This is a genomic window from Streptomyces sp. NPDC020898 (genome assembly GCF_044333925.1).
Classification (GTDB): domain Bacteria; phylum Actinomycetota; class Actinomycetes; order Streptomycetales; family Streptomycetaceae; genus Streptomyces.
Genome location: NZ_JBIRRV010000032.1, coordinates 40,362 through 64,109 on the forward strand (window position 1 = coordinate 40,362; position 23,748 = coordinate 64,109).

A 23,748-nucleotide genomic window follows, 5' to 3' on the forward strand; every position below is an offset into this window, starting at 1 on the left:
CATCGGTGGTGCGCGAATTGACTTCGCCTCGCCCGCGGAGCTGGAAGCCGCAGGCTTCGACACCCGGCCGATGTGGGTTCTGCCCGACCGGGTGTGGAGTGCAATGTCGACGAGGATCGCAGATGGTACGCGGTTGAATCAGGCGGGTTCGCCGACTCAGGCGGGTGTCATCGGTGGTGCGCGAATTGACTTCGCCTCACCCGCGGAGCTGGAAGCCGCAGGCTTCGACACCCGGCCGATGTGGGTTCTGCCCGACCGGGTGTGGAACGGCATGTCCACCACCATCGCGGACGGCACCTTGATCAGGACGCCTGTCGCCACGACGGTCTGGAAGATCGTCAACGGCAGGCGTGTGGTGACCACTGAGACCGGGACGGTCTGGATCGTCGCCCAGCGTGTGGCCGACGCCATTCCCCTGGGCTGAGGCTGAGCCCAAGGCCCCCGGGTGCCCCGCGCAGACGTCGCTGCGCGGGGCACCCGGTCCTCGCAGCTCAGCCCACCGTCGACGGTACCGAAGCTGGTGGGCAGTAGGCAGCACAGCCGTGGCCCGCCTGCCGCCCGCAGCTGCTGCCGGACTTCTTCCCGCGGCTCACTCATCGCAGCCCTCCTTCGGCAGGAAGCCCTTCCCTCCGAGCTGGCTCTTTACCTCTCCGGCGGGGTCTCGCGAAGACGGCTGTACTCCTCGGCAAGTTCGACGCGTGAGCGGTGCGGGCCGGCCGGGCTCTTGCACGGAGTGTGGGTGCCGAGCCGGTCACGATGACTGCGCAGCAGATCGCGAGATGTCCGGCAGAAGTCTTCCTGCGGGCGTCAGGGACAGCGGCGTAGGTGATACCGGATGGCACGTGAAACCTCTGGTTGCGCGGAACGTGATCTTGGTAGACCCATTTCCACCAGGGGCTTCATGAGTCTCTGACGCAGTGTCACCATCCCGTGCACGCATTGGCGATCATACACCGCAACCATCTCGTTGCCGCGAGGACCTCAAATGAAGGTCGAGGCCCTGCCGTCGGGCCCGGGCGAGGTCCTCCGCACCCGGCTCGACAGAAACCATCGAGAAGGCGGCCCGTTAACAACACGGCCGCCCTCCCTGCGGTGAGAAATTTAGTGGCTGCTCTGGTGGTAGACAGCCTTTCGTGCCTGCTCAAGCGGTCCTGCCCGGCCACCCCAGGCTGACCACGCACCAACGCTTTTATGCCAAATTTTGCCGCGATGCGAGCCGCTTCCGAGGCTCTTCAGTGCCGAGTGGCCGATCTTAGGGTCGCTCTGATATTGGATTTTGTGACCCGCGTTGACCCCGACTCCGGAATTCCCCCCGGTCGTAAAGTCGTGGAAAGACGAGACTACCGTCCAGTCCGTTCTGAATGCAGGCGAGCCGCTTGACGGAGTCTCGGGAAGATCACGAAGGAAGGCACTGCCCGGAGTCATTTGCGTACACTGTCTCTGATCGAGGAAGACTCGCCTGCACAGGAGGACCTGTTCGGGGGCTGCCCCATCGTGCGGAGTGCCGAGCGTGACAACGTCCTCAATGTAGAGGTGCGTCGGCCAGCCCGGGGTGCCGTTCGCGACGTGGTATAGCATGGAGCGGATCACGAGGCCACCCATGGAATGGGCGACCACATCGATCTTCTCGTTGTTGATGGTCCAGCTATAGTAGATGGTATCCGCGAGCAACTTAGCTATCGACGTGATGGACGTTTCACGCGTACCACCGGAGTAGCTGAAGTTGCAGTCGTTCTCCGGCCCTGAAGAATAGTAGCCGAACGTCGCCACGTTGTTCCAGCCACTTTTACTGAAATGCGTAATAGCATCGCCCCAGTACTCGGCGCAGTTGGTATCCGCCGCGCCATCTGGGTCGAATCCGTGAATGAGCAAAACGGTGTTGCCGCTGCCGTCGGACCGAATTGGGGCGGCGTTTGCCGGGGCTGCTGCAAAGAATGTAATCGCCATGGCGAGAATTATGCTTATGAGTAGCTTGGCTGAACCTCTTGCTTGTTGCACGGCCCTACCCTTCAGGCACTCAGTTTGAACTCGTAGAGATCGAGTGTTCGATCAGCGTCAAATTGCTGAATCGCTGGTCGCCTGTACGGGCGTGGCCCAGCATCTGGCAGATGGGCATGACTGCCCTCTGCTGGTTTTCGGGATTGCTGCTGGACTTTGAATGCGCTCAGGGTTCCTCTAGGGGCGTCCTGGTTTCGAAGATTACGTGGCGGACCGGAGGTGGGCATGTCACGCGAACGCGTAACAGCGCCGACACTCCTGCGCTCATATGCGTCCTTCGGGACCTGCTCCCACCGGTGCTCACGAGCCCAGGCCTGGGCGGTCACGGTCTCGTGCAGCTGCCGGTCGATCGCCGTACGGCGCTCGGCTTCGGAGGCGTACGGCATCGTGGTGTCGACAGCGGCCGCCATCGGCATGGTGGTCGACCTGCCGGCCTTCGCACCGGGCCGCGGTCGACGACCGTGTGCCAGGTGGGCCAGGAGGCGGGCGGGGCGGGCGCCGCCGGGGCGCGGCTGCGACAGGCGGGCAGCCTTTCGGTCCCGGGTGCGGGCACGATCCCGGGAAGCTGCATACAGTCGCGGAGGCCGACACGAGTGAGGTGGTGTCGTGGCACAAGGGTCCTCGGGTGGCGGCGCTGCGGGCCGGTCGGCAACCGCTGGCTCAATGGCTCCTCAGCGGCCGCCGCACGGGTCGGCGCCCGCAGGTATCGGCTTGGTGTCGGCTGCCAGGCAGGAGGAGTACACCCGCGGCGGCGTGGGCTCCGGTCCCGGCCCAGCGCTCAGTGCGATGACCGTCACGGCACCGGCGCAGATCAGCCCCGCTATCGCGGCGAGTCCTTTAACGCGGCTCACCGGCCGGTGCTGAAGTGGTCGACGATTTCGTCGCTGCAGTCGTACGCGCCGACCGGGGTTCGCGTGAAGGACAACACGCCGTCGTCATTGCCTTCCTGCTTGGCTTTGGCCAGTTGCGTCTCGATGTCCGCAATGTGCTCGGCGCACTCGGCGCTCACGGGCTTCTCCGGCTTCTCGGGCTGCGGGTCAGGCGCCGGGGAGGCGTTGAGCGCGGCGGTGGCGGCTATAGCGGCCGCGCACAGCACCGCCCACGCGGCGACCCATATGCGGCGACTCATCCGTAACGGCTTCGGCATCCAGGCATCCTAGGAGCACCGCGCGGGCTGGCGGTGGTTGGTGCTGCCGAGTACGGGCGCTGACGGTGCCCGGCGAATGTGCGCTCGCTGGGTGCCTGGGCGCACGAGGAGGCCGCCGCGGCGGATCACCGGCGCCGGCTCGTCCACGGCCCGAAGGACAGCTTCGGCGCGATCAGGGCTCTTCATCCGCGCATACCGGCGGACGAGCGGCCGCCCCTACTGCTGAGCCTGCGTGCCTTGCCATTCCTCATGGGCAAACCGGACCTACAGCACGGCGGCCGGGGCGGCGTCCTCGGCCGTCCAGTCGCCGTCGAAGAGCACAAAGACCAGGCGGGCGTGTTCTTCGGGGAGTTGGCCGGTGCGGTGTTTGGTCCAGGCTTTGGCGAGCCAGGCACCGATCTTGACTGCTCATGATCGTCTTCGGCAGTGTGGTCGCGGCCCTGCTGCCGCCGGTCATCGCGATCACCGCCATCATCGGCTCCTTCGCCCAGCTCTTCCTGTTCGGCAGCATCACCGATGTCGCCGACACCGCGTCCAACCTCACCACCGCTCTGGGCCTCGGACTGGGCATCACTACGCCCTTTTGATGGTCAGCCGCTTCCGGGAACAGCTCACGGCCGGGGCGAGCGTGGACGACGCCGTCCGGCGCACGGTGCACACCGCGGGCCGCACCGTCGCCTTCTCCGCCGCGACGGTCGCGGCGGCCATGGCGGCGCTTCTGGTGTTCCCGCACTACTTCCTGCGCTCGATGGGCTTCACCGGAGTCGGTGTCGTCGCCATCGCCGCGCTCAGCACCCTGTTCGTGGTGCCGGCCCTGCTGAAGGTTCTGGGGCACCGGGTCAACAGCGGTCGGCTGCCCTGGTCGAAGTCGCAGCGCTCCGACGCCGGACCACCTCTGTGGGGACGCCTGGCACGCACCGTCATGCAGCGGCCCGTGCTCACGGCAGCGCCCGGCCTTGCTGTGCTGCTGTTCGCGGCGAGCCCGCTGCTCAACATCTCCTTCGGCACGCCGGACGAACGCGTGCTGCCCAAGGACGCCGAGAGCCGCGAGGTCTCGCAGGTCCTGCGGGAGAATTTCGGCGGCAGTGAGGACTCGGCCCTCCACACCGTCATCGGCCAGTCCGTGGCCGAGGCTCCACTGGCGTCGTACGCGGGCCAACTGGCCACGCTCAAGGGCGTCGAGCGTGTCGAGACCAGCACGGGCGTCTACACGGCGGGACAGTCCACGGCGACCGGCCCGGCCAACCCCGCTCTCGACCGGCCCGACGCCCAGCGGATCAGCGTGGTGAGCGGCGTGACACCGAAGTCGGCGGCGGCCGAGAGCCTGGTCAAGCAGGTGCGCTCGGTCACCCCGCCCCCCGGGCCCGTCCCCTGGTCGGGGGGAATGACGCGGTACTCGTCGACGCCAAGGAATCCATCGCCGACAAACTCCCCCTGGCCGGCGCCCTGATCGTCCTCACCACCTTCCTGCTGCTCTTCCTGTTCACCGCCAGCGTCGTGCAGCCGCTGCGCGCGCTGGTCCTCAACCTGATCAGCCTGGGAGCCACCCTCGGCGTCATGACCTGGATCTTCGACGACGGCAACCTCTCCTCCCTCCTCGGCTTCACCCCGCAGCCGATGGAGATGACGATGACCGTGCTGATGTTCTGCATCGCCTTCGGCCTCTCCATGGACTACGAGGTCTTCGTCACCAGCCGGATCAAGGAACTCCACGACCAGGGAGCCGACAACGAGACCGCCGTGGTCAACGGCCTCGGCCACACCGGACGCATCGTCAGCGCGGCCGCCGTCCTGCTCGCGGTGAGCTTCTTCGCCTTCGGCACCGCCAAGCTCAGCTTCATGCAGATGTTCGGCCTCGGCAGCGGACTGGCCATCCTCATCGACGCCATCGCCGTACGCGGCGTCCTCGTCCCCGCCGCCATGCGTCTGCTGGGCCGCTCCGCCTGGTACGCGCCCGGCTTCCTGCGCACGTTCCACGGACGCTACGGCCTTAGCGAAGGCGGCCCCCAGCCGACGCCCGCACCCGGCCCCGCAGCAGCGGCTCCGGCACACACGGAGAACTCCACCAGGGTCTGACCGGCGGGAGCCTGTAGTGCACAGGCACCGCCACACGTGAGTGGCTGGTCCGGATGCACCAGAGGAAGACGGCGGCGGAGGACGATGCCCGGCAGGGGCGCCGGAGGGAAGTGTGGGAGGCGCGTGAATCTCGCGCACTCCCCTTTCCCAGCGGTGTCTGGAGTGATCAACAGGTGTTGAAAGGGACGTCTACGTCCGAAGCCGTGGCTGTGGAGGCCCCGGCCCGTATCGGAAGGCTGTCGATCGGTGCCCTCGGCATCCTGGCACTGGCCCTCGGCGCCCTGCAGTCAGTGGTGGAGCCCGCGCTCCCGCTGCTGCAACGCGAGTTGCGGGTCAGTCCAGGCGAAGGGGCCCTGATCGGCAACGTGTTACTCATCACCGGCGCGGTCGTCACACCCATCGCGGGCAAACTCGGCGACCGCTACGGCGGGAAGCGGGTGCTGATCTGGCTGATGGCCGTCGTCTCGGCCGGTGGTCTGCTGGCCGCACTGGCGCCGAACCTGCCGGTGTTGTTGCTCGGTCAGGTATTGCAGGGCGTCATGGTGGGTGCGCTGCCCCTCTCCTTCATCCTGGTGCGCAAACACCTCTCGCCAGGAGAGTCACAGGTGGCGATCGGGCTGGTCGTCGCGCTGTTCACCGGCGGCGGCATGGTGGGCATGCTGTTCGCCGGGCCGGTCTCGGAACGACTGTCCTGGCACTGGATGTTCGCGCTGCCGACGATCGTGATCATCGCGACGACATCGGTCGTGAGCCGGCTGATGCCGCATGATCCGCCGATCCGGTCGGACAGCGGGATCGACTGGCCCGGGGTGGTGCTGCTGAGCGGCACGCTGCTCGCGTTCATGCTCGGACTCGTGACGGTGACGAGGGACGGCGGCCTGCCGCCACCCGCTGTCGGAGCCATCGCGGTGGCCGTGGCCGCCCTCGCGACCGGATGGGTCGCCGTCGAGCGCCGGGCGGCCGCGCCGATGGTCGATCTGCGCATGCTGGCGAAGCCCGCGATGTGGCATGCGTGCGTGCTCACCTTCGTCATCACCACCAGTTCCGGGATGGTGCTCCTTCTGCTCCCGCAGCTGTTCGCGGTATCGGCCGACGGGTACGGCTTCGGAGCCGGCACCACCGCCATCGGACTGTTCCTGCTGCCCGGCGCCATCGTCGGGGCGGCGAGCGATTCGGTCGGCGGGATCGCGGCCCGGCGGTTCGGTCCGCGTGCCGTGGTCGTCGTGGGCACGGTCGTCACGGCGGCCACGATGATCGCCCTGGCGTCGCTGCACAGCGCGGAATGGCAGCTCGTCCTCGCGAAGGTGCTGACCGCGTTCGCCGCAGGCGTCGCCACCACGGCGTTGCTCGCCGGCACCGCCACCGCCGTCGAGACCAAGGACACCGGCATCGCCACCGGCCTGCTCGTGGTGACCCGCGTGATCGGCGTCGCCCTGGGCGCCCAGATCGGCGGCGCGATCCTCGACGCCGAGGCCGACCCGGTGACGGGCCTACCGACCGAATCGGCCTTCACCACAGGCTTCGCCGTCGCCGGACTCGTCGCCGCATTGTCACTGCTCGTTGTCCGTTTCACGAAAAAGGGAGCCCAGGCATGACACCGACCGGTCTGTCGACGGACGCGACTACCACCGGGAAGCGCAACGTCCTGATCTCCGGGGCCAGTATCTCCGGACCCGCGCTGGCGTACTGGCTGCACCGGTCCGGATGGGCGGTCACCGTGGTCGAGAAGGCGGGCGCCCTGCGCGACGGCGGATACCCGATCGACATCCGCGGTACCGCGACAGAAGTGGTCCGGCGGATGGGGATACTGCCGCACCTGCGGGACGTGCACATCGACATGCGTCGCTGCACCTTCCTCGACGCCGACGGCGGTGAAGTGGCCTCGGTCAGCCCGTACGCCGTTGTCGGCAGTGTCGAGGGACAGGACCTGGAAGTGCGTCGCGGGGATCTGGCCGCGCACCTCTACGCGATGGTCCGCGACGACGTGGAGTTCCTGTTCGCCGACTCCATCGACACCCTCGACCAGTCCGAACATGGGGCCGACGTCACGTTCCACAGTGGGCAACAGCGCACGTTCGACCTGGTGGTGGGCGCCGACGGTATGCACTCACACACCCGCGCTTCCCTGTTCGGCCCCGAAGAACAGTTCCACCGCTACCTCGGCTACTGCTTCGCCCTGTTCACCATGCCGAACACCTTCGGGCTCTCCCACGAGCTCATGATGTGGAACGCCCCGGGGAAGGCTGCGGCCCTCTACGCCGTCGGGGACAACGACGAGGTGCACGCCTTCCTGAACTTCCACCGACCAGAACCACCGTCCGATGCTCTCCGGGACCCCGAAGCCCAGCGGGACCTGGTCGCCACGACCTTCGCGGGCGCGGGATGGGAGGTGCCTCGCATGGTCGACGCCATGCGCGACGCGGACGACCTGTTCTTCGACACGGCCGGTCAGATCCGCATGCCCCACTGGTCCAGCGGCCGCGTCGCTCTCGTCGGCGACGCCGCGTACGCACCCTCGTTCCTCACCGGACAAGGATCGAGCCTCGCACTGGTCGGCGCCTACATGCTCGCCGACGCCCTGGCCACGAACCGGGACCACACTGCGGCCTTCGCCGCCTATGAACGCGACGTTCGCGAGTTCGTAGCCGTGAATCAGGCACTCGTCGACAACGGTGCGGCCACACTCTTCCCCACCACCGTGCGCGCCCTGGAGCAACGCAACACCGTGCTGCGTGGCCTCGGCACCCTGCCCTCCGCGTCGGCACGGCCCGCCCACTCGGCCCTTGTGCTGCCCGAGTTCGCCCCGATGCCGTGACCTGATACGGCAACGCAACGGATACGCGAGATCGACGAGGAACTCGTCGATCTCAGTCCGGGGCTGCCGCAGTGATGTGACTCAGCACGCACAGCCAGCGGCCGTTCCGGTTCACGAACACATCGGTCGTCCACTCGTCGGCGTCGAAGCGTTGGCCCTTGTAGTGGGCCGTGTTCGTCACCCGCCCGGTCAAAACCGCGGTAGCGCCATACACCCGGATCCTCGGCCGGCTGACGCTGGTCATTGCCGAGTGGGTCAACTCCCCGGACTCGACCAGCGAGAGGAACTGCTCCTTGTCGGAGACGCCTGACGCGGAGACGATGACCCACTCATCGGCCATGAAGCCACCGATCCGGGTGGCGTCGTTGGAGACGATGGCTTCCGCCCAGTCCTTCGCGAGGGTGATGAGCCGGGTGTGGACAGGGTCGCCCTCGGGACCCTTCCAGGGAGTGCCAGCGATGTCGCCCATCGTTCGAATCTAGTGCGGAATGCCTGCTGCCGCTGTCTGTCACGCCGACGACCGCCGCCCGCGGAGTGTGCAGAAGCTCGGTACAAGGCGCAGGTCGCATGCCCCGTCCGTGCACCCTCAATAGCGCCTCCGCCGTGGACTTCGCTACGGCAGGCGACCGGTGCCCTCGTCGGGGGCGGGGTGGGCCAGGCCCGTCCGGTAGGCGATGACGACGAGTTGGGCCCGGTCGCGGGCCTCCAGCTTCGTCATGGCGCGCTGCACGTGGGCGCGGACGGTGAAGGGGCTGAGGAACATCCGCTCGGCGATCTCCTGATTGGACAGGCCGGTCGCGACCAGGGCCACCATCTCGCGTTCGCGCGGGGTGAGCACGGCGAGTTGTTCAGCGTGCTGCGGCGAGGGAGTGTCCGGTGTGGCCAGGAAACGGGCGACCAGGGAGCGGGTCGCGGCCGGAGACAGAAGAGTGTCGCCGTCGGCGATCGTACGGACGGCGTCCGCCAGGTCCTCGGCCCCGATGCCCTTGCCGATGAAGCCGCCGGCCCCCGCGCGCAGCGCCTGGGCGACGTATTCGTCGGTCTCGTACGTGGTGAGGATCAGGATGCGACTGGCACGCAGTTCCGGATCCGCGCAGATCTCCGACGTGGCGGTCAGACCGTCCGTCCCAGGCATACGGATGTCCATGATCACCACGTCCGGGCGCAGCTCCCGGGTGAGTCGCACCGCCTCCCTGCCGTCACCGGCCTCGCCCACCACGGTGATGTCGTCGGCGGTGTCGAGAAGCATCCGGAAGGCACCGCGCAGCAGAGCCTGATCGTCCGCGAGCAGAACCCTGAGCGTCACGACGCGTCCCCGGCCTCTGCGTCGCCGGTCCGTCGGTGGCCTGTCGTTCCGTCAGTCATCGGCCCCTCGATGGTTGTTGCTTCGTCAGTGTTCCCTGTCGTATCGCCCCGTGTGCTGTCCTTGGCGGGCGGCAGGGGCAGCTGACTGGAGACGAGGAAGCCGCCCTCCGGGCGCCTGCCCGCGGAGAGTTGTCCCCCGACCGCGGTGGCACGTTCCCGCATCCCGATCAGGCCGTAACCGGGCGGACGGTCCACTACGGCGGACGCCCTCGGCCTCGTGGGCGCGGTCGGCGCCGTACGCGCGCCCCCTCCGTCGTCGGCGACGGTGATGGTCACGCGATCGCGGCCGAAGGCGAGGCGCACCCGGGCGCTGCCGGTACCGGCGTGCTTGGTCACGTTGGTCAGGGCCTCCTGGACGATGCGGTAGGCGGTGAGGTCCACTCCCGGCGGCAGCGGCCTGGCCGTGCCCTCCTGGTGCACCGTCACCTCCAGACCCGCGCGGCGGAAGGACTCCAGGAGCGTGGGAAGCCGGGACAGGCCGGGCGCCGGTTCGGCGGGCGTGGCCGCGTCTCCGGACTGACGCAGCAGACCTACCGTGGCCCGCAGTTCGTCGAGCGCGTGGCCGGTGGTCTCGACGAGCTCCCTGAGGCTCGTGCGGGTCTGTTCCGGGCGGGTGTCGAAGAGGTGGGCGGCGACCGTGGCCTGCGCGTTGGCCAGGGTGATCTGATGCGCTACGAGGTCGTGCAACTCCCGGGCGATGCGCACCCGTTCCTCGGCCACTCTCTGGCGCGCCTCGCTGTCCCGGCTCTCCTCGGCCCGCCGGGCCCGCTCCTCCACGGCCGCCAGGTAGGCCCGTCGGTTCCGTACCGAGTGACCGAGTACGCCGGCCACCAGCGGGAACGCCGCCACCGCTCCCACCCTGCTCGCGTCCTGCCACGAGAGGGCCCCGAACAAGGGGGTGGAGGCGACCAGCAGCGCCGCGGAGATGAGCAGCACCGCGCCCGCCGCGCGCCGTTCGTTGCGCACGGTGAGCGCGTACGAGTACGCGGTGATCACGGCGGGGGCCACGATGAGCGGGCTCAGCAGGAGGCCGAGTACCGGCCCCAGCACGCCGCACGCGGTCGTGACCGCCATGGCGGCCAGGGGCGCCCGGTGCCGCACCGGCAGCGCGGCACAGGACACCACGGCGATGAGGTAGGCGGCGGCGGACGGCGGTGAAAGCGTGCTGCCGTCGTCCTGCACCACGCCGCCGAACAGGCAGAGCGCGAACGCCGCCGCCGTGACCGCTGCCTCCCGCCACCACGTGACGCGTGATCGCGGGCCACCGCCCCCCGTGTGCGTCATGGTCGGCTCAGTGCTGCTGCCGGCCGACGGGGAGCCGCCGCACCGCCGCGTCCGGGTCGGTGGCGGGGGCCGGGACATGCCTGCTCAGTTTCTCGCCCTCGATATCCACATTCGGCAGCACACGGTTCAGGATACGAGGCAGCCACCAGGCCCGGTGGCCGAGCAGTGCCAGGACCGCGGGCACGATCGCCATCCGGACCACGAAGGCGTCGAAGGCGACGGCGGCGGCCAGCCCGACGCCCATCGTCTGGATGGTCGGGCTGCTCATCCCTACGAATCCGGCGAAGACGCTGATCATGATGATCGCCGCCGCGGCCACCACCCGTCCGCTGTGCCGGAACCCGCTGACGACCGCCTCGCCGGGGGACGCGCCATGGACGTAGGCCTCCCGCATCCGGGCGAGGAGGAAGACCTCGTAGTCCATGGCGAGGCCGAAGACTATGCCGATGATGAGAATCGGCATCAGCGACATGACCGGTCCGGTCTGCTCGATGCCGAGCAGGCCTGCCACCCAGCCCCACTGGAAGACCGCGACGAGCACGCCGAAGGCGGCACCCACCGACAGCAGGAAGCCGAGCGCGGCCTTGACCGGGACCAGCACCGAGCGGAAGACCACCGTCAGCAGGAGCACCGCCAGTCCGATGACCACGGCCAGATAGGGGATGAGGGCGTCGGACATGGCTTCGGAGATGTCGATGTTCATCGCGGTGGTGCCGGTCACCAGGACGGCGGCGCCGGTGTCGGCGTCGACGTCGGAGACCGCGCCCCGGATCGCGTGCACCAGGTCCTTGGTCTCGCCACTGTTCGGCGCGGTCCGCGGTACGGCGGTGAGGACGGCCGTGTCCTTGGTCCGGTTGAGAACGGGCTCACCGACCGACGCGACCCCGTCCACTCCCCGTACGGTCTCGACGACCCGGTCCGTGGTGGCCCGGGCGTCGGCGGAGTCCGGCATGTCCACGACGACGGTCAACGGGCCGTTGAAGCCGGGGCCGAAGCCCTCCGACAGCAGGTCGTAGGCGCGGCGCTGGGTGGTCTCCACCGACTTGGACTCGTCTCCGGGCAGCCCGAGTTCGAGGCTCAGCGCCGGCAGGGCGACGGTCCCGAGACCGAGTACGGAGGTCACCAGCACGGCCGCCGGCCGGCGCAGCACGAACCGTGCCCAGCGGGTGCCTATGCGCTTCGCCGGCTTTGCCGCGATGGGTCGTCGGTCGCCTGCGGGTTCGTCGTGGCTGGTCGCGCAGTTCCCCGCGCCCCTTCGGGGCGCTCCCGCAGCCTTGCGGACGGCGCGGGACAGGACCCGCCGGCCGAAGAAGCCGAACAGCGCGGGGACCAGGGTCAGCGCGACGAGTACGGCAAGGGCCACGGCGCCCGCACCGCCCATGCCCATCTTGGTGAGTTCGGGGATGCCGACGACCCCCAGCCCGACCAGGGCGATGAAGACGGTCGCGCCGGCGAAGACGACGGCGGATCCGGCCGTGCCCACCGCCCGGCCCGCGGCCTCCTCCGGCTCGCGGCCCTGGGCGCGCTCGTCGCGGAAGCGGGAGGTGATGAAGAGGGCGTAGTCGATACCGACCGCCAGCCCCAGCATCAGCGCCAGGATGGCGACGGTGGACGTCAGGCCCAGCGGAACCGCCAGCGCGGAAACCAGGCCGAAGGCTATGGCGACGCCCACGAAGGCGGTCAGCAGCGACAGTCCGGCCGCGACCAGCGACCCGAGGGCGAGGACAAGGACCACCGCCGCCACCGCCACGCCGATGAGCTCGGTCGTACCGCCCAGTTCCTCTTCCGCGTCCAGGGCCGAGCCGCCGATCTCCACGGTCAGCCCCGCGTCCCGCGCCTGGCTCGCGGCGTTCTCCAAGGCGCTCTTCGTCGCCCCGGTCAGGTCGACGGCCTCGGCGGTGTAGGTGACCGTGGAGTAGGCGATGGTGCCGTCCTCGCTGACAGCGCCGGTCTCGTACGGGTCGGTCGTCGACGCGACCTGATCGCCCCCGTCCAGGGAGCCGAGCGTGTCCTCGACGACCGCCTTGTGCTCTCTGGCCGTCACCCGCTGCCCGTCCGGGGCCCGGAACACCAAACGGGCCTCGGCACCCTGGGAGTTGCTCTGCGGGAAGCGCTCGTCCAGCAGGTCGAACGCCTTCTGCGACTCGGTGCCGGGCATGGAGAGGTTCTCTTCCTCCCCAGCCGGCGCCACGGCGGCGCCGACCACGGCCAGCACCAGGACACCCAGCCACAGACCGCCCACGAGCCGGCGCCGCCGGAAGGCCCACCGTCCGATCCGGCAAAGAAACGTCGCCACCTTTGATCACTCCAGACGCCGTAAGGCAAGGGGGAACGCGTGAGATTCACGCGCCACCCACACTTCCCTCCGGCGCCCTGCCGGGCATCGTCCTCCTCCGCCGTCCTCCCCTGGTGCATCCGGACCAGGCACTCACGTGTCCTGGTGCGTACGCACTACGGGCCGGTCCGGGGCCGGGCATGGCTTGATTCTGGAATTCGATGTCAGGTCTGATCCGCGGCGCGCAGGGCCCGCGCCAGCCATTCCAGCTCCTCGGTCGCGTCGGGCGACGAATTCTGCCCGCGCACCCGGGCGACGAGCCTGCGGTAGTGCTCCGCTCCTGCCTCGATCCCAGCCTCCAGACTGCGCAGTACGGCGGCCCGATCGGTGTCACCGAACAGTTCGGACAGCACTTCGGCCGCGGCCGGCCCCTCGGGAGGGATCCCGCCTTTTCTGACCTCCGCGACGGTCTGCACGATCTGCCTGGCCCACCAGATGGACGCCCCGGGGGGACGGGCCTGCCCCGGTACGGGCGTGTTGAGCTCCATCCATGTGCGCAACCGGGCGCGGAACCCGTGGTCCCGCACCAATTCGGCCAGTTCGATCCAGGCGTCGACCTGCTCGGGTGTGGGATCGTCGGGAAGTTCGATGCTGAAGGTACGCATGCGGTCGCGCAGGCCCGGGTCGTCGAGGCCGCCGAACACCTCCTCCTTGAACTCGTCGATGATCTGCTCACGTTCGGCGGCGGAAAGCCGCGCCAACCGGTTCATCAGTGCTGTCTCCTCAACGGTCGAACCCCGTTTCGCCACGGTGGACAGGACGGCCCGGCTCACCTTGAGGGAGCGGATCTGCGCGTCGAGCGCGGCCACATGCGCGTCGGCGACCTCGGCGACCGTGGTGCGGCCGCTCAGGACACGGCACACGTCGTCGAGTCCAAGGCCCAGCTCCCGCAGAGTGCGAACCAGTTCGACGCGGGCCACGGACTCGGCGTCGTACAGCCGGTAGCCTCCCGCGGAGCGGCCCACAGGCGGCACCGCTCCCTCGTCCGACCAGAAGCGCAGGGTGCCCACCGAAAGTCCGGTGCGGTGCGCGAGCCGGCCAATGGTGAGCACGTCGGGGCGTTCGTCGTCCATGCGTCAGATCCTGAACCCTCCGGCGGGTAGAGACTCAAGCGCCTCAGTGCGAGGGCGGCCGTCGGGGGTGCGAAGGCGGCAGGGAGACGCGGGCCGTGACCGGTCCCCCGTCCCGGCCACGGCCCCGCTGGTGTGGTGGTCGGCCATCAGCGGATCAGCAGCAGCGGCCCACGACGGACGGCTCCTTCGCACCGACTTCTACGGCCGCGTCGGCCGGACCGGTGGTGCAGCAGGTGCCGGCCTACCTCGACATCATCGACGAACGGTTCGTCAACGCGTTGCTGCGCCGCCGGTGCCTCGAGATCTGGGCCGTGCTGAAGCCGTTCGTCAGCAAGGAACGAGAACGGCTGGGCGTGCCCGACAGTGCCGTCCTGAGCGTCCTGGAGGACTTCGTGAAGCGTCTTGAGGCCTCCACTGCCGAGCGGCCGCAGCTCCTGGCCGGCCGGCTCCGACACTGACCGCCACCCAGAGCCCCCCGCCGACGAGGGGGGATCCACTGGCGAGCCCCCGGGCAGCGGTCCGGAACTCGGCTGCGTCTTGATGCTCTGGCAGGGCGGCGCTGAGTGAAAGGTGTGGCAGGGCCGCGCCAACGGCCCTGCCGGGTGGTGTGCGTCCGGACCGTCGAGTTCCGTTCGCAGGGGCACCGCATTGTTCGCGGCTGTGTTCCCATCCCGATTATGCGCCTGACTTCGTTTCTTCAGGGGGCGCGATTCTTCGCGTTGGCCGTCGGGCGGCGAGACTGGGCACCCGTGTGCGCTTACCTGCAAGGACGGTCTGAATGATGACTTTTTCAGTTCCGTGCGGACGTCCCGAGGATTTTTTCAGCGGGAAACGCATATCGGATCATAAGGCGCAATGCCCCCATACTCGCGGACTGGTTCGCGGCTCAGGGACAGGGCAAGGTGAAGGCCTGCCCGTCGCCCCAGGCACATGGCGGCGAACCGTCCCGCAGCGCCAACTGCGGGCAGTGCAGGCAGAGATGCGTGCGCAAGCACGTTCGGACCGTCGACCCTCTCCGCATAACAGGAGGCACTCATGGTGCAATCGCAGGCGTCCCATCGCCCTGGCTGGTGGCCCTCGTTGTTCCCTGTCCGCATCGTCGTGGTGATCGTGGTGGCCGTGGTCACCGTTCTGCTGACCCGTAACGGCTACGACCCGAACACCGCCCTGGTCCTCATCGTGCTGGTGACCACCACCGCACTGGACCTGGCCCAGCGCGTCACTGTCCTGCCGACAAAGCCCGCGCACGGCCAGTAGGAGGCCCCAGCATGTCCCAAGGGCAGCGCGGACGTCCGCAGCGTGAGCTCGACACGTCCGTTCCGGCCCTGGCGGAGCTCGCGCAGCAACTGCGCGAGCTCCGCCGCCGCGCCGGACTCACACTCAACGACCTCTCCGCTACCGTCAACTGGAGCCCCGCCTCCCTCAGTACCGCCACCACGGGCAGGGATCTGCCGCGCTGGGAACTGGTGCAGGCCTGGGTCCTCGCATGTGAACCGGATGCCAACCTCGCGCTGTGGCGCAGCCGTTACGACAAGGCCGCCCTTGCGACCCAGGTGGCGCACGATGCCGGGGGCGGCGGGGACAGGTCCGTCGTCGGACAGGCAGACGAGATCCCGACCGCACCCTCCGCGGCCGGCGAACGAAGCGCCTTTGTGCCGCCGCGAGGGCCGAACATCGGGCTCGAGTCGTCGGCACCGCCCGACACTGTCCCGGCACCGCCGCATCCTGGCAGCGGAACCCTGCCGGGCTCGATGGCGTCGGACCAGTCACCAGGGCCGGATTGGCACGGTGCGTTGGAACAGGCCGCCTGGCGGTCCCTGACCCCTCAGTCACATGTGCGGGGGCTCGTGGCGCATCCGGCGCCGGCCCCCGTGCGCTTCGCCACCGTCCCGGCCGACTTCATGGACCAGGAGGAAGCCGCCTCGGACCTCCGCGGGCAGTACACGGACATCGCCGAGATCTTCGCTCTGGTCCCCGCAGGGCGCCTGCTCATTCTCGGTGAGCCCTCGAGCGGCAAGACCCAGATGGCGCGCCATCTCGGCGAACAGCTGCTCGCCTCGAGCAAGGGCCCGTCGAATGGCGCCCTGCCCGTCAGGTTCTCCCTCAGCACCTGGCAGCCCGAGCGGCGGCAGAGCTTGCGGCAGTGGATGGCTGCCGAGCTGAACGCCCTGGCCGACCAAGCCCACGCCAGCAAGCGGAAGAAAGCCCTCTTCCACAGTGAACTCGTCAACGTCCTGCTCGGCAAGCGCCAGCTCCTGCCCATCCTCGACGACTTCGACCGGCTCTCCCCCATCGAGCGCGGCCATGCACTGGACGACCTCAACCACCTCCCTGCCACTGCCCAATTCGTGGTGGTCAGCGGCTACAGCGAGTTCACATCCGCCGTAGAGCAGACCGACACGGTCATCACCGCCAGCGCCGGCATCCGGCTTCAGCCCCTGAACCTCGACGACCTGGACGGCTGGCTGCAACGCAGCTCCCGCTCCGAGTCCTGCGCCCGTTCCAAGGCCCAGGACTGGACTGCCGTGATCACAGCACTGCGCGCCCAACCTGACGCACGAGCCACGCGAGTCCTGTCCTCGCCCCTGCTCGCGGGGGCGGCCCGGATGCTGTATACCGACGGGCGGGCAGACCCGCGCGAACTGATCGCCGACGGCGTTAGCGTCGAGACCCTGGAACACCGGCTGGCCGGCTACCTCGTTGAGCAGGCTGCGACGGGACGGGAACCGCTCAGCCCGCCGGACTCCCCCCAGCGCGAGCCGCACCACCGAGCCCGCGCGTCAGCCCTGCACCTGGCACTGGAACGTATCGCCATACATGAGCTCACCAGAGGCAGAGGAGTCCGCTCTCTCTCGGACCTGTACCGCTCGCGCCCCCGCGGCATTCTGTCCTCCATCGTGCAAAGCACCGTCCTCGCCCTGTGCGCCTACCTGTACTTGGCAGTTCTCACGGCAGAGCCCGACTACTACTCATACGAGAGCACTACTGCAGTGAGCGGAACGACGACATACACCTGCTCGCTCCTGACGGGTCTGCTGAGCTACGCCTACCTGCGCAAGGAATCAATCCGGGGCGCGATCCCGGCAGATCTACGGGCACTGGCATTCCTCATGCGAGCCTTCCTGGCAGCGATCCCCGGAATCGTCTGCCTAGGCCTCAACCTGACCGAGGTCTACGAAAGCTCTTACGACATCCTCGACGCAAATCTGTTGGCTCTCCCCTTCAGTTGTCTGGTGGCCATGAGCCCACTGCTCGCCCTTTGGAAGACCTTGACGCCGGACCGCGCACTCGCAGACGGCCTCCTGCTCTTCCTGACGGTGGCAGCAGCGCCGTTGGCCCCGGTCGGTTCATTTCCACTCGTGATCATCGGGCTCCGCTTCGTACTCCTGACGACCACGACCGGCCAGTGGCTGGCTGCCGCGATCTCGCGCCCTGCGCTCCTGCGCGACCTCAGCCCCATGCGGCTGCCCACCGCTCTCGCCCGTGCCGCCGAAGTGGGTCTGCTGGAACACACCTCCCAGAGCTACACCCTGAGCCATGCAGCGATCGCCCGGTACTACCGCAGCGTTCCCCGGCAGTACCGATAGGGCGTTGGGCAGGCCTGACAGCAGGCAGCAGGGCCCGGCGGAGTCCGCCGGGCCCTGCTGCCTGCGTGTAGCTGTCTTCCGGACCTGAGCGTGGCGGGTTAGTCCAGGTGGGCCAGCTGCTTCAGGGCTTTGTAGCTGTGGGCGAACACGTTCTCGTCGACCTTGGCGGGGACTCCCGGCACTGTGGCGCTCTCGGTGAACTGCCAGAAGTGCCAGCCGGTCCCGCCAGGCAGCGCGGGGGGAGGCGTGGTGCCGTAGCGCGCCAGCCGGACCCGGTAGCCGCCCAGTGCCTTGCTGCTCGCCATGCAGCGGTCCACGTACGACTTCTGTGTGTAGAGAGTCGGCGCTTCACCGGTCACCTCGTTGACCCGCTTGAGGAAGGCGAGAACCCGGGACTCCAGCGCCCCCGGGCCGACACGGCAGGGACCCTCCAGGTCGAGTTCCAGGGGCAGTTCGTAGGCGTGGGTGCCGTCCAGGTTCTGGCCGCGCACCGTGCGCAGGAAGTGGTCCGCCTGGAGCCGTCCGTCCTGCTCGGGGTCGAAGTAGTGGTACGCGGTGCGGATCAGGTTCACTTTCCGGGCGCCCGCCAGGTCCCGCACGAACCACGGGCTGACGGTGCGCGAGCCCTCACTGGCCTTGATGGAGACGAACTTCTGGCCGCTGCGGCTCACCGCCGCCCAGTCGATGGCCTTCCCGCCGGGATGCTGGTGCCGTGAGACGTCGATGCCGTGCACCGGGTAGGCGCCGGGGCCGGGCGCGGCGACAGTGTGCGCGCCGGCGGTCGGCGCAGTCAGGGTGAGGGTGAGGGCGGCGGTGGCCAGGGCGAGGCGAAGGAACGTGGGGCGGGACTGCATGGCAGGACTCCGGTTTGCTGGTGTGGGGCGGGCCGCGCCGACCGGGCGGCCCCTTGTGGAGCTCAGATTCGGGCACCCTGTGTCCCGGGCGCTTGGGCCCTGTGTCCCGTTCGATCCCGGTGTGACGGTCCCTCAGCGGTAGGTCGGGCATGGGCTGGTTCGAGGCGGGGTCCGGCCGTCATTCGAGGCGCAGCGGAAGCAAGGCCCGCACGACGGTTCCGCCGTGCGTGTCTCCCGACGTGCTGATCTCGTACCGGCCGCCGATCTCCTCCGCGCGTTCGGCCATCGAGGACAGCCCGACCCCCTCGCGGCGCGGCTGGGCGGGCAGCCCGCAGCCGTTGTCAGTGATCTCCAGGACCAGCCGGTCGGTGTTCTCGTCGACGTACAGGACGAGGCGGGCCTTGGTGGCGCCGGCGTGCCGCGCGGTGTTGGCCAGCGCCTCGGCCGCAATGCGATAGGCAGCGGTCTCGGTGGCGGCGGGCAGTTCGGGCAGCGTCTCAGGCACGGAGGTGCCGACGGTCAGGAACGCGGTGTCGAAGCGGGCGGCGAGTGACGTCAGCGCGGCGGCCAGACCCCGGTCGTCCAGCACGGGCGGGCGCAAGTCGTCGATGATGCGACGTACCTCGTCCAGGCTGCGGGCCGCTTCCGCACTCGCCGCCTCCACGAGCGTGCGCGGGCCGGACGCGGGGTCCAAGACGCTGGCGGCGGTGTCGAGCTGGAGCCTCATCCCGGCCAGGGTGGGGCCGAGGTCGTCGTGCAGATCGCGGCGCAGCCGCCGCCGTTCTTCCTCCCGCGCCGACACCACCCGCTCGCGGCTGATCCGCAGCTCCTCCCGGAGCCCGATCGCGGACACGACGGGACCGAGCTGGTCGGTGACGACACCAAGGGCAGCTCGGTCGGTGGCGTCCAGGGTCCGCTGACCGGGGCGGAGCTGGACGCCCAGGACGCCGACGCGTTCCCCCCGGTCCATCAGCTCCAGCCGGACGGTGACAGCATCCGCCCGCTCCTTGCCGGCCCGGGCCAATACCTGGTCCCCGGTCCGGGTGTGCGCGGTGAGCGTCGCGGCGGGCAGCCCCAGCCGCCGGACGACGGTGCCGCACAGCGTGGCGGGGACCTCGTCGGCGGAGATGCGGTGTCTGAGCCCGTCGGCGAGCGCACGGAGCATCTCGTAGGGTTTGGCACGGCGACCGTAGAGCAGCAGGTCGCTCGCCCGCCACAGCAGACCGGCAGCAGGCCGCAGTGCGAGCACGCTCAGGGCGGCGGCGATCGCCGCGCTGGCCGTAGGGCCGGCATCGACCAGGTGGAGAAGGCCCACGTACAGGCCGTAGAAGGCGGAGCTGAGACCGATGGCAAGCCCGACGGCGATCAGGGTGCGGCGCAGCAGCCGGTCGAAGGTGGTGAGGTCATCGCGGTACACGGCGGCAACCGAAACCAGTGCGAGGGACAGCACCACGGCCGCGTTGAACAGGAAGAGCAGCCAGGTGGAGAAGTCGCGTTCCGCTCCGATGTCGAAGGCTTTGTCGAAAATCTGCGTCGCCCAGTAGGCGGCGTATCCCACGGCGATCGCGGTGAGCTGACGCTGTCGCAGCCCTGCGCAGGCCCTGCGGCGGCGCAGCACATCGGCGAGTACGACGATGCTGAGCAGTCGCGGCATCCAGATAACGGGGTGCCCGAGGCGGTCCCACCACGGATGCTCCTGCCCCACCGCGCTCGCCTTCCACGCCACGTCCGTCGCGCCCCAGCCATACCAGACGATGGGGATCAGATAGAGGACGTACACCACGACCAGGCCGACAGCCACCCACCGCCAATGCCGGTTCTCCAGATGGCCCTGGGGGAACCACAGCGGCAGCACGGCGAGAGACCCGTGCATCCCGAAGATCGCCATGCCCCTGAAGAGGGCGAGCAGCGCGGGCGGGAGGTGCCAGCCGTCCCCGGCCGTGTAGAAGAGCACGCCTCCCAGGCCGTAGGAGCACATGCTCAGGGCCGTGACGGTGAGCGCGAGGCCGAGTCCACGCCGGCCGCCCGCCCGCAGCACCACCGCCGCCGCTGCCCCGAAACACAAGCTGATGGCGAGACTGCGCGCGGTCCAGCATCCGAAGCGGACGTACGGCTGCATACTTCCGTGGCGGAAGACCAAGACAGCCGAAGCGACCGCCATGACCGAACAGGCCACGGCCGGGAGCGCAGCCAGCGCTGTATTGCCCCGAGTGCGCACACCCCCCGCGGAAACACCAGCGGACTCGGAGGAAAGCAACGGAGAAATGAGCACATGCTCACCGTAGGGACGCCGGGACCCGTGAAACCGGAGGAAACCCGATCGGGTGACATACCAGTCATGTCCGGCATGCGTATGACCTGACTGTCTAGGGTGGCGCCGTGTGTCCAACTGCCGCCCCCATCAGCGTCGTTCTCGTCGACGACCACCCCCTCTTCCGCTTCGGTCTGCGGGCCGCGCTGGAAAGCGCCGACGACATCACCGTCGTCGGTGAGGCGGGTGACCTCGAGGAGGCGGTGCGCACGGTGCTGGAGACCGGGCCGGACGTCGTCCTGATGGACCTGGAGCTGGGCACCCCGGGAGCCTCGGGAATCGAGGCAACCCGGCAGCTGGCGGCGGCGCCGGAGGTCGCGGTACTCGTACTCACCATGTCCAAGGACGACGGTCACCTCCTCGCCGCCATACACGCCGGTGCGCGCGGCTACCTGGTGAAGGGTGCCGGGCGGGAGGAGGTGCTGCACGCCGTGCGGACCGCGGCGGCAGGCGGCGCGGTCTTCGGCGGCGGGGTTGCCGAACGCATCACGCAACTGCTGACCGGGGCCGGCCGGGCCAGGAACCCCGAGGTGCTTCCGCAGCTGACGGCGCGGGAGCGGGAGATTCTCGAACTGGTCGCCCAGGGGCTGGCGAACCACCGGATCGCCCGCCAGCTGGGGCTCGCCGAGAAGACCGTCCGCAACCATGTCTCCCGCATCTTCGACAAGTTGCAGGTCACCTGCCGTGCGGAGGCGGTGGCCCGGGCCCGTGACGTGGGCCTCGGACACACCGCCCCCGAGCGCTGACCGCTATCCCTCAACGGGGCCGGCCACCACATCCGGCTCCCCGCAGCAGACTCCCGGCGCAGACTCCTCCAGCCCGTCCGCGTCTTGTTGCCCGATTTCCTCCAGCTTCCCCAGCTCCTCGGCCTCGTTGAGTTCTTCGAGATCCTCCAGCCCTGTGAAGAACGCTGCCACCGGCGGGTTCCCCTTCAGCAGCCGCAACGGGTCGACTGTCGCGCCGGAGCCGTTGCGGCCCCTGCGGACCTCGAAGTGCAGGTGCGGGCCGGAGGAGTTCCCGGTGCTGCCCGACAGCCCGATCCGCTGCCCGGCCGTGACCTTGGCACCCTTCCCGGCCAGCCGTGTTTCGAGGTGGGCGTACAGAGTGAACAGCCCACCGCCGTGCGACACGATGATGTGGTGCCCGTACGACCGCTCGAGGTCGACGGAGTGCACCACGGTGCCCGCGGCGGAAACAAGGATCGGGGTGTTCCTCGGGGTGCCGAAGTCGACCCCGGTGTGGTGCCGTGTGTAGTCGGATCCAGTGAAGCCCCGGATGATCCGGAAGCTACCCCGGAACGGCGTGTAGAGCGTGGTCATGACGATTGCCTCCAGCGGCGGGAAGGGCCCTCCGCCGGTGCGGTGAGCGCTTAGCCGTGACCGTCCCGCGCCGGGCGTCCCGGGCACTTGGGGGCGCAATCCCGTCCCTGCCCACCGGTGGTCCCGGGACCTCGGCCCCTCACGCCTCTCCATGGCGTCGGCCACGTCAGCGTCCAGACGGGACGGCAGCCGCCTCAGAAGGGAGGCGTCCGGTGTGGCCGCGGTGCAGTCCGAGATCCGTGTGCAGGTCCGGTCCGCTGCCGATGGCGAAGCAGAGCGATCTGAGCCAGGGAGTGTGTACCGCCAGGCACAGCGACCAAGCACAGCGTGAGCAGCGCTGATCGCGCCCCAGCGAGTCAACACGCCGCGTCGTTCACCCACTGGTGTGAGGACTCGCTGAACAGACGCCTTCTGCTGTTTCCGTACGCCACTCTTCGTCGGATGAGTGGTGTTGTCCCCGGAGCACGCGTGCGGCGCGCCGGGATCGTGTACCTGATCCTGCTGGCCGGGGCACCGCGGGAGCGTTCCTGGCCGCACTGCGGATGGAGGACCCTGCGTCTGTGCTCGCCGCGCTGCTGCCGACCTGGGCCGGCGCCTATCTGGCCTGGAGTGCCTACCGGGCCGACCGGGCCGAGGCAGTTGTGGAGCGCAGTCCCACCGAGGTCGCCGACCGGCTCGCCGATGCTGTACGACGGCAGTGGGAGGCCGAGGCGGTGATGCGGCGCCTGGAGGACCCGTACCCGCTACCCGTCGCCTGGCGGGGCGCCGACCCCGACCTGGCCGAGACGTCGGACGTGCTCGCCGGCCGGGACGGTGAGATCGCCGACGTCTTCACGCGGCGCGTTGCGGCCCGCAGGCTGCTGGTCCTCGGCGAGCCCGGGTCGGGCAAGACCCTGCTGTTGGTGCGGCTCGTGCTGGCGCCGATCGAACGACGGGAAGCCGGTGATCCTGTGCCCGTGCTGTTCCCGATGCCCTCCTGGGACCCGGCCGCGCTGGACCTGCGAACCTGGATGGAGCGTCGGCTCGTGCAGGACCACCCGGAGCTGGGCGCCCGCGCGCCCGACGCCTACGGGCAGGTCACCCTGGCTGACCTGCTGCTGGAGCAGCGGCTGGTCCTGCCGGTGCTCGACGGGTTCGATGAACTCCCGCCCGTGGTGGGGGCGCTGGCCCTGCACCGCGTCAACGAGGCCCTGCCGTACGGCTGCGGCATGGTCCTGTCGAGCCGTCCCACTGAGTACCAGGCCGCACTGCGGCCGTGCGGCGCGGTCCCCGCCCGGCTCGCGGAACTGGCCGGCATCCACCTCCAGCCACTCGGCGCCCAAGAGGTCGCGGACTACCTGCGCCACGATGCCGGCGGCCCTCATACCCCAGCCGCCGAACGCTGGAGGGCCGTTGCCGAGACACTGCGGACGGCCGAGCCGGTCGCCCAGGCCCTGACCAGCCCGCTGATGGTGTCCCTGGCGCGGTCCGTCTACAACCCCCGCCCAGGGGCGAATTCAAGGGGTCGTGGCAACACCGCTGATCATGCGGCTGTTGTGAGGAGTTTAGCGAGGCGCTCGGCTGGGGTTTTCCAGTCGAGCGTTT

At 69.3% G+C, this 23,748-nt stretch carries 19 protein-coding genes and 1 pseudogene; 10 read left to right on the top strand and 10 right to left on the bottom strand.

Annotation, left to right across the window (positions count from 1 at the left end; all coding sequences use genetic code 11):
- Nucleotides 1–424, top strand: a 424-nt coding sequence (locus ACH4TV_RS46305) for a hypothetical protein (RefSeq protein ID WP_398407494.1), incomplete at its 5' end; no start/stop codon positions are given.
- Nucleotides 425–1,101: 677 nt separating this feature from the next.
- Here ACH4TV_RS46305 and ACH4TV_RS46310 read toward each other — a convergent pair.
- Nucleotides 1,102–1,947: an esterase/lipase family protein gene (locus tag ACH4TV_RS46310; RefSeq protein ID WP_398407495.1), complete on the bottom strand. Its 846-nt coding sequence runs from the start codon at nt 1,945–1,947 to the stop codon at nt 1,102–1,104.
- Nucleotides 1,948–2,845: 898 nt separating this feature from the next.
- The gene (locus ACH4TV_RS46315; protein WP_398407496.1) at nt 2,846–3,145 is read right to left on the bottom strand and encodes a hypothetical protein; all 300 of its coding nucleotides are present in this window, start codon (nt 3,143–3,145) and stop codon (nt 2,846–2,848) included.
- 78 nt (nt 3,146–3,223) lie between these two features.
- On the opposite strand from ACH4TV_RS46315, the gene ACH4TV_RS46320 reads away from it, so the two are divergent.
- The 4 genes and pseudogenes from ACH4TV_RS46320 (at nt 3,224) to ACH4TV_RS46335 (ending at nt 8,036) form a co-directional block, all read left to right on the top strand.
- Nucleotides 3,224–3,559 (top strand): hypothetical protein, encoded by a 336-nt coding sequence (locus ACH4TV_RS46320; protein WP_398407497.1) that lies wholly within the window; start codon nt 3,224–3,226, stop codon nt 3,557–3,559.
- Nucleotides 3,550–5,221: pseudogene (locus ACH4TV_RS46325) on the top strand (MMPL family transporter); the annotation flags it as partial. The gene ACH4TV_RS46320 and the pseudogene ACH4TV_RS46325, both read left to right, overlap by 10 nt.
- Nucleotides 5,222–5,424: 203 nt before the next feature.
- Entirely contained in the window at nt 5,425–6,816 is a 1,392-nt protein-coding gene (locus ACH4TV_RS46330; protein ID WP_398407498.1) for an MFS transporter, read from the top strand.
- Nucleotides 6,813–8,036, top strand: coding sequence for an FAD-dependent monooxygenase (locus ACH4TV_RS46335; protein WP_398407499.1), 1,224 nt, complete (start codon nt 6,813–6,815; stop codon nt 8,034–8,036). Before ACH4TV_RS46330 ends, ACH4TV_RS46335 begins: the two co-directional genes overlap by 4 nt.
- 52 nt (nt 8,037–8,088) lie before the next feature.
- Here the strand turns inward: ACH4TV_RS46335 and ACH4TV_RS46340 are convergent, their stop codons facing one another.
- From ACH4TV_RS46340 to ACH4TV_RS46360, 5 genes are all read right to left on the bottom strand, one after another.
- Entirely contained in the window at nt 8,089–8,505 is a 417-nt protein-coding gene (locus tag ACH4TV_RS46340) for a nuclear transport factor 2 family protein (protein WP_398407500.1), read from the bottom strand.
- A gap of 144 nt (nt 8,506–8,649) precedes the next feature.
- Nucleotides 8,650–9,342, bottom strand: coding sequence for a response regulator (locus ACH4TV_RS46345; RefSeq protein ID WP_398407501.1), 693 nt, complete (start codon nt 9,340–9,342; stop codon nt 8,650–8,652).
- Nucleotides 9,339–10,685, bottom strand: a complete 1,347-nt coding sequence (locus tag ACH4TV_RS46350) for a sensor histidine kinase (RefSeq protein ID WP_398407502.1) — start codon at nt 10,683–10,685, stop codon at nt 9,339–9,341. Before ACH4TV_RS46350 ends, ACH4TV_RS46345 begins: the two co-directional genes overlap by 4 nt.
- Before the next feature lie 7 nt (nt 10,686–10,692).
- Nucleotides 10,693–12,981, bottom strand: coding sequence for an MMPL family transporter (locus tag ACH4TV_RS46355; protein ID WP_398407503.1), 2,289 nt, complete (start codon nt 12,979–12,981; stop codon nt 10,693–10,695).
- Between the two features lie 203 nt (nt 12,982–13,184).
- Nucleotides 13,185–14,093 carry a MerR family transcriptional regulator gene (locus ACH4TV_RS46360; RefSeq protein ID WP_398407504.1) on the bottom strand — a complete coding sequence of 303 codons (909 nt, stop codon included), beginning with the start codon at nt 14,091–14,093 and terminating at the stop codon, nt 13,185–13,187.
- 224 nt (nt 14,094–14,317) lie between these two features.
- Here ACH4TV_RS46360 and ACH4TV_RS46365 point away from each other — a divergent pair, with 224 nt between their 5' ends.
- The 3 genes from ACH4TV_RS46365 (at nt 14,318) to ACH4TV_RS46375 (ending at nt 17,680) form a co-directional block, all read left to right on the top strand.
- Nucleotides 14,318–14,551: a hypothetical protein gene (locus tag ACH4TV_RS46365; RefSeq protein ID WP_398407505.1), complete on the top strand. Its 234-nt coding sequence runs from the start codon at nt 14,318–14,320 to the stop codon at nt 14,549–14,551.
- Between the two features lie 577 nt (nt 14,552–15,128).
- On the top strand, nt 15,129–15,350 hold the full coding sequence (locus ACH4TV_RS46370; protein ID WP_398407506.1) for a hypothetical protein: 222 nt from the start codon (nt 15,129–15,131) through the stop codon (nt 15,348–15,350).
- Nucleotides 15,351–15,361: 11 nt separating this feature from the next.
- Nucleotides 15,362–17,680, top strand: a complete 2,319-nt coding sequence (locus ACH4TV_RS46375) for a helix-turn-helix domain-containing protein (protein WP_398407507.1) — start codon at nt 15,362–15,364, stop codon at nt 17,678–17,680.
- 98 nt (nt 17,681–17,778) lie between these two features.
- Here the strand turns inward: ACH4TV_RS46375 and ACH4TV_RS46380 are convergent, their stop codons facing one another.
- Nucleotides 17,779–18,534 (bottom strand): glycoside hydrolase family 25 protein, encoded by a 756-nt coding sequence (locus ACH4TV_RS46380; RefSeq protein WP_398407508.1) that lies wholly within the window; start codon nt 18,532–18,534, stop codon nt 17,779–17,781.
- Between the two features lie 178 nt (nt 18,535–18,712).
- Complete coding sequence (locus tag ACH4TV_RS46385) at nt 18,713–20,653, bottom strand: sensor histidine kinase (protein ID WP_398407509.1); 1,941 nt, start codon at nt 20,651–20,653, stop codon at nt 18,713–18,715.
- A 260-nt stretch (nt 20,654–20,913) separates the two neighbouring features.
- On the opposite strand from ACH4TV_RS46385, the gene ACH4TV_RS46390 reads away from it, so the two are divergent.
- The gene (locus ACH4TV_RS46390; protein WP_398407510.1) at nt 20,914–21,591 is read left to right on the top strand and encodes a response regulator; all 678 of its coding nucleotides are present in this window, start codon (nt 20,914–20,916) and stop codon (nt 21,589–21,591) included.
- A gap of 3 nt (nt 21,592–21,594) precedes the next feature.
- On the opposite strand, the gene ACH4TV_RS46395 is transcribed toward ACH4TV_RS46390, so the two are convergent.
- Nucleotides 21,595–22,164, bottom strand: coding sequence for a M23 family metallopeptidase (locus ACH4TV_RS46395; protein WP_398407511.1), 570 nt, complete (start codon nt 22,162–22,164; stop codon nt 21,595–21,597).
- Between the two features lie 560 nt (nt 22,165–22,724).
- Between ACH4TV_RS46395 and ACH4TV_RS46400 the strand changes: the two genes are divergently transcribed.
- Nucleotides 22,725–23,748, top strand: a 1,024-nt coding sequence (locus ACH4TV_RS46400) for an NACHT domain-containing protein (protein ID WP_398407512.1), incomplete at its 3' end; no start/stop codon positions are given.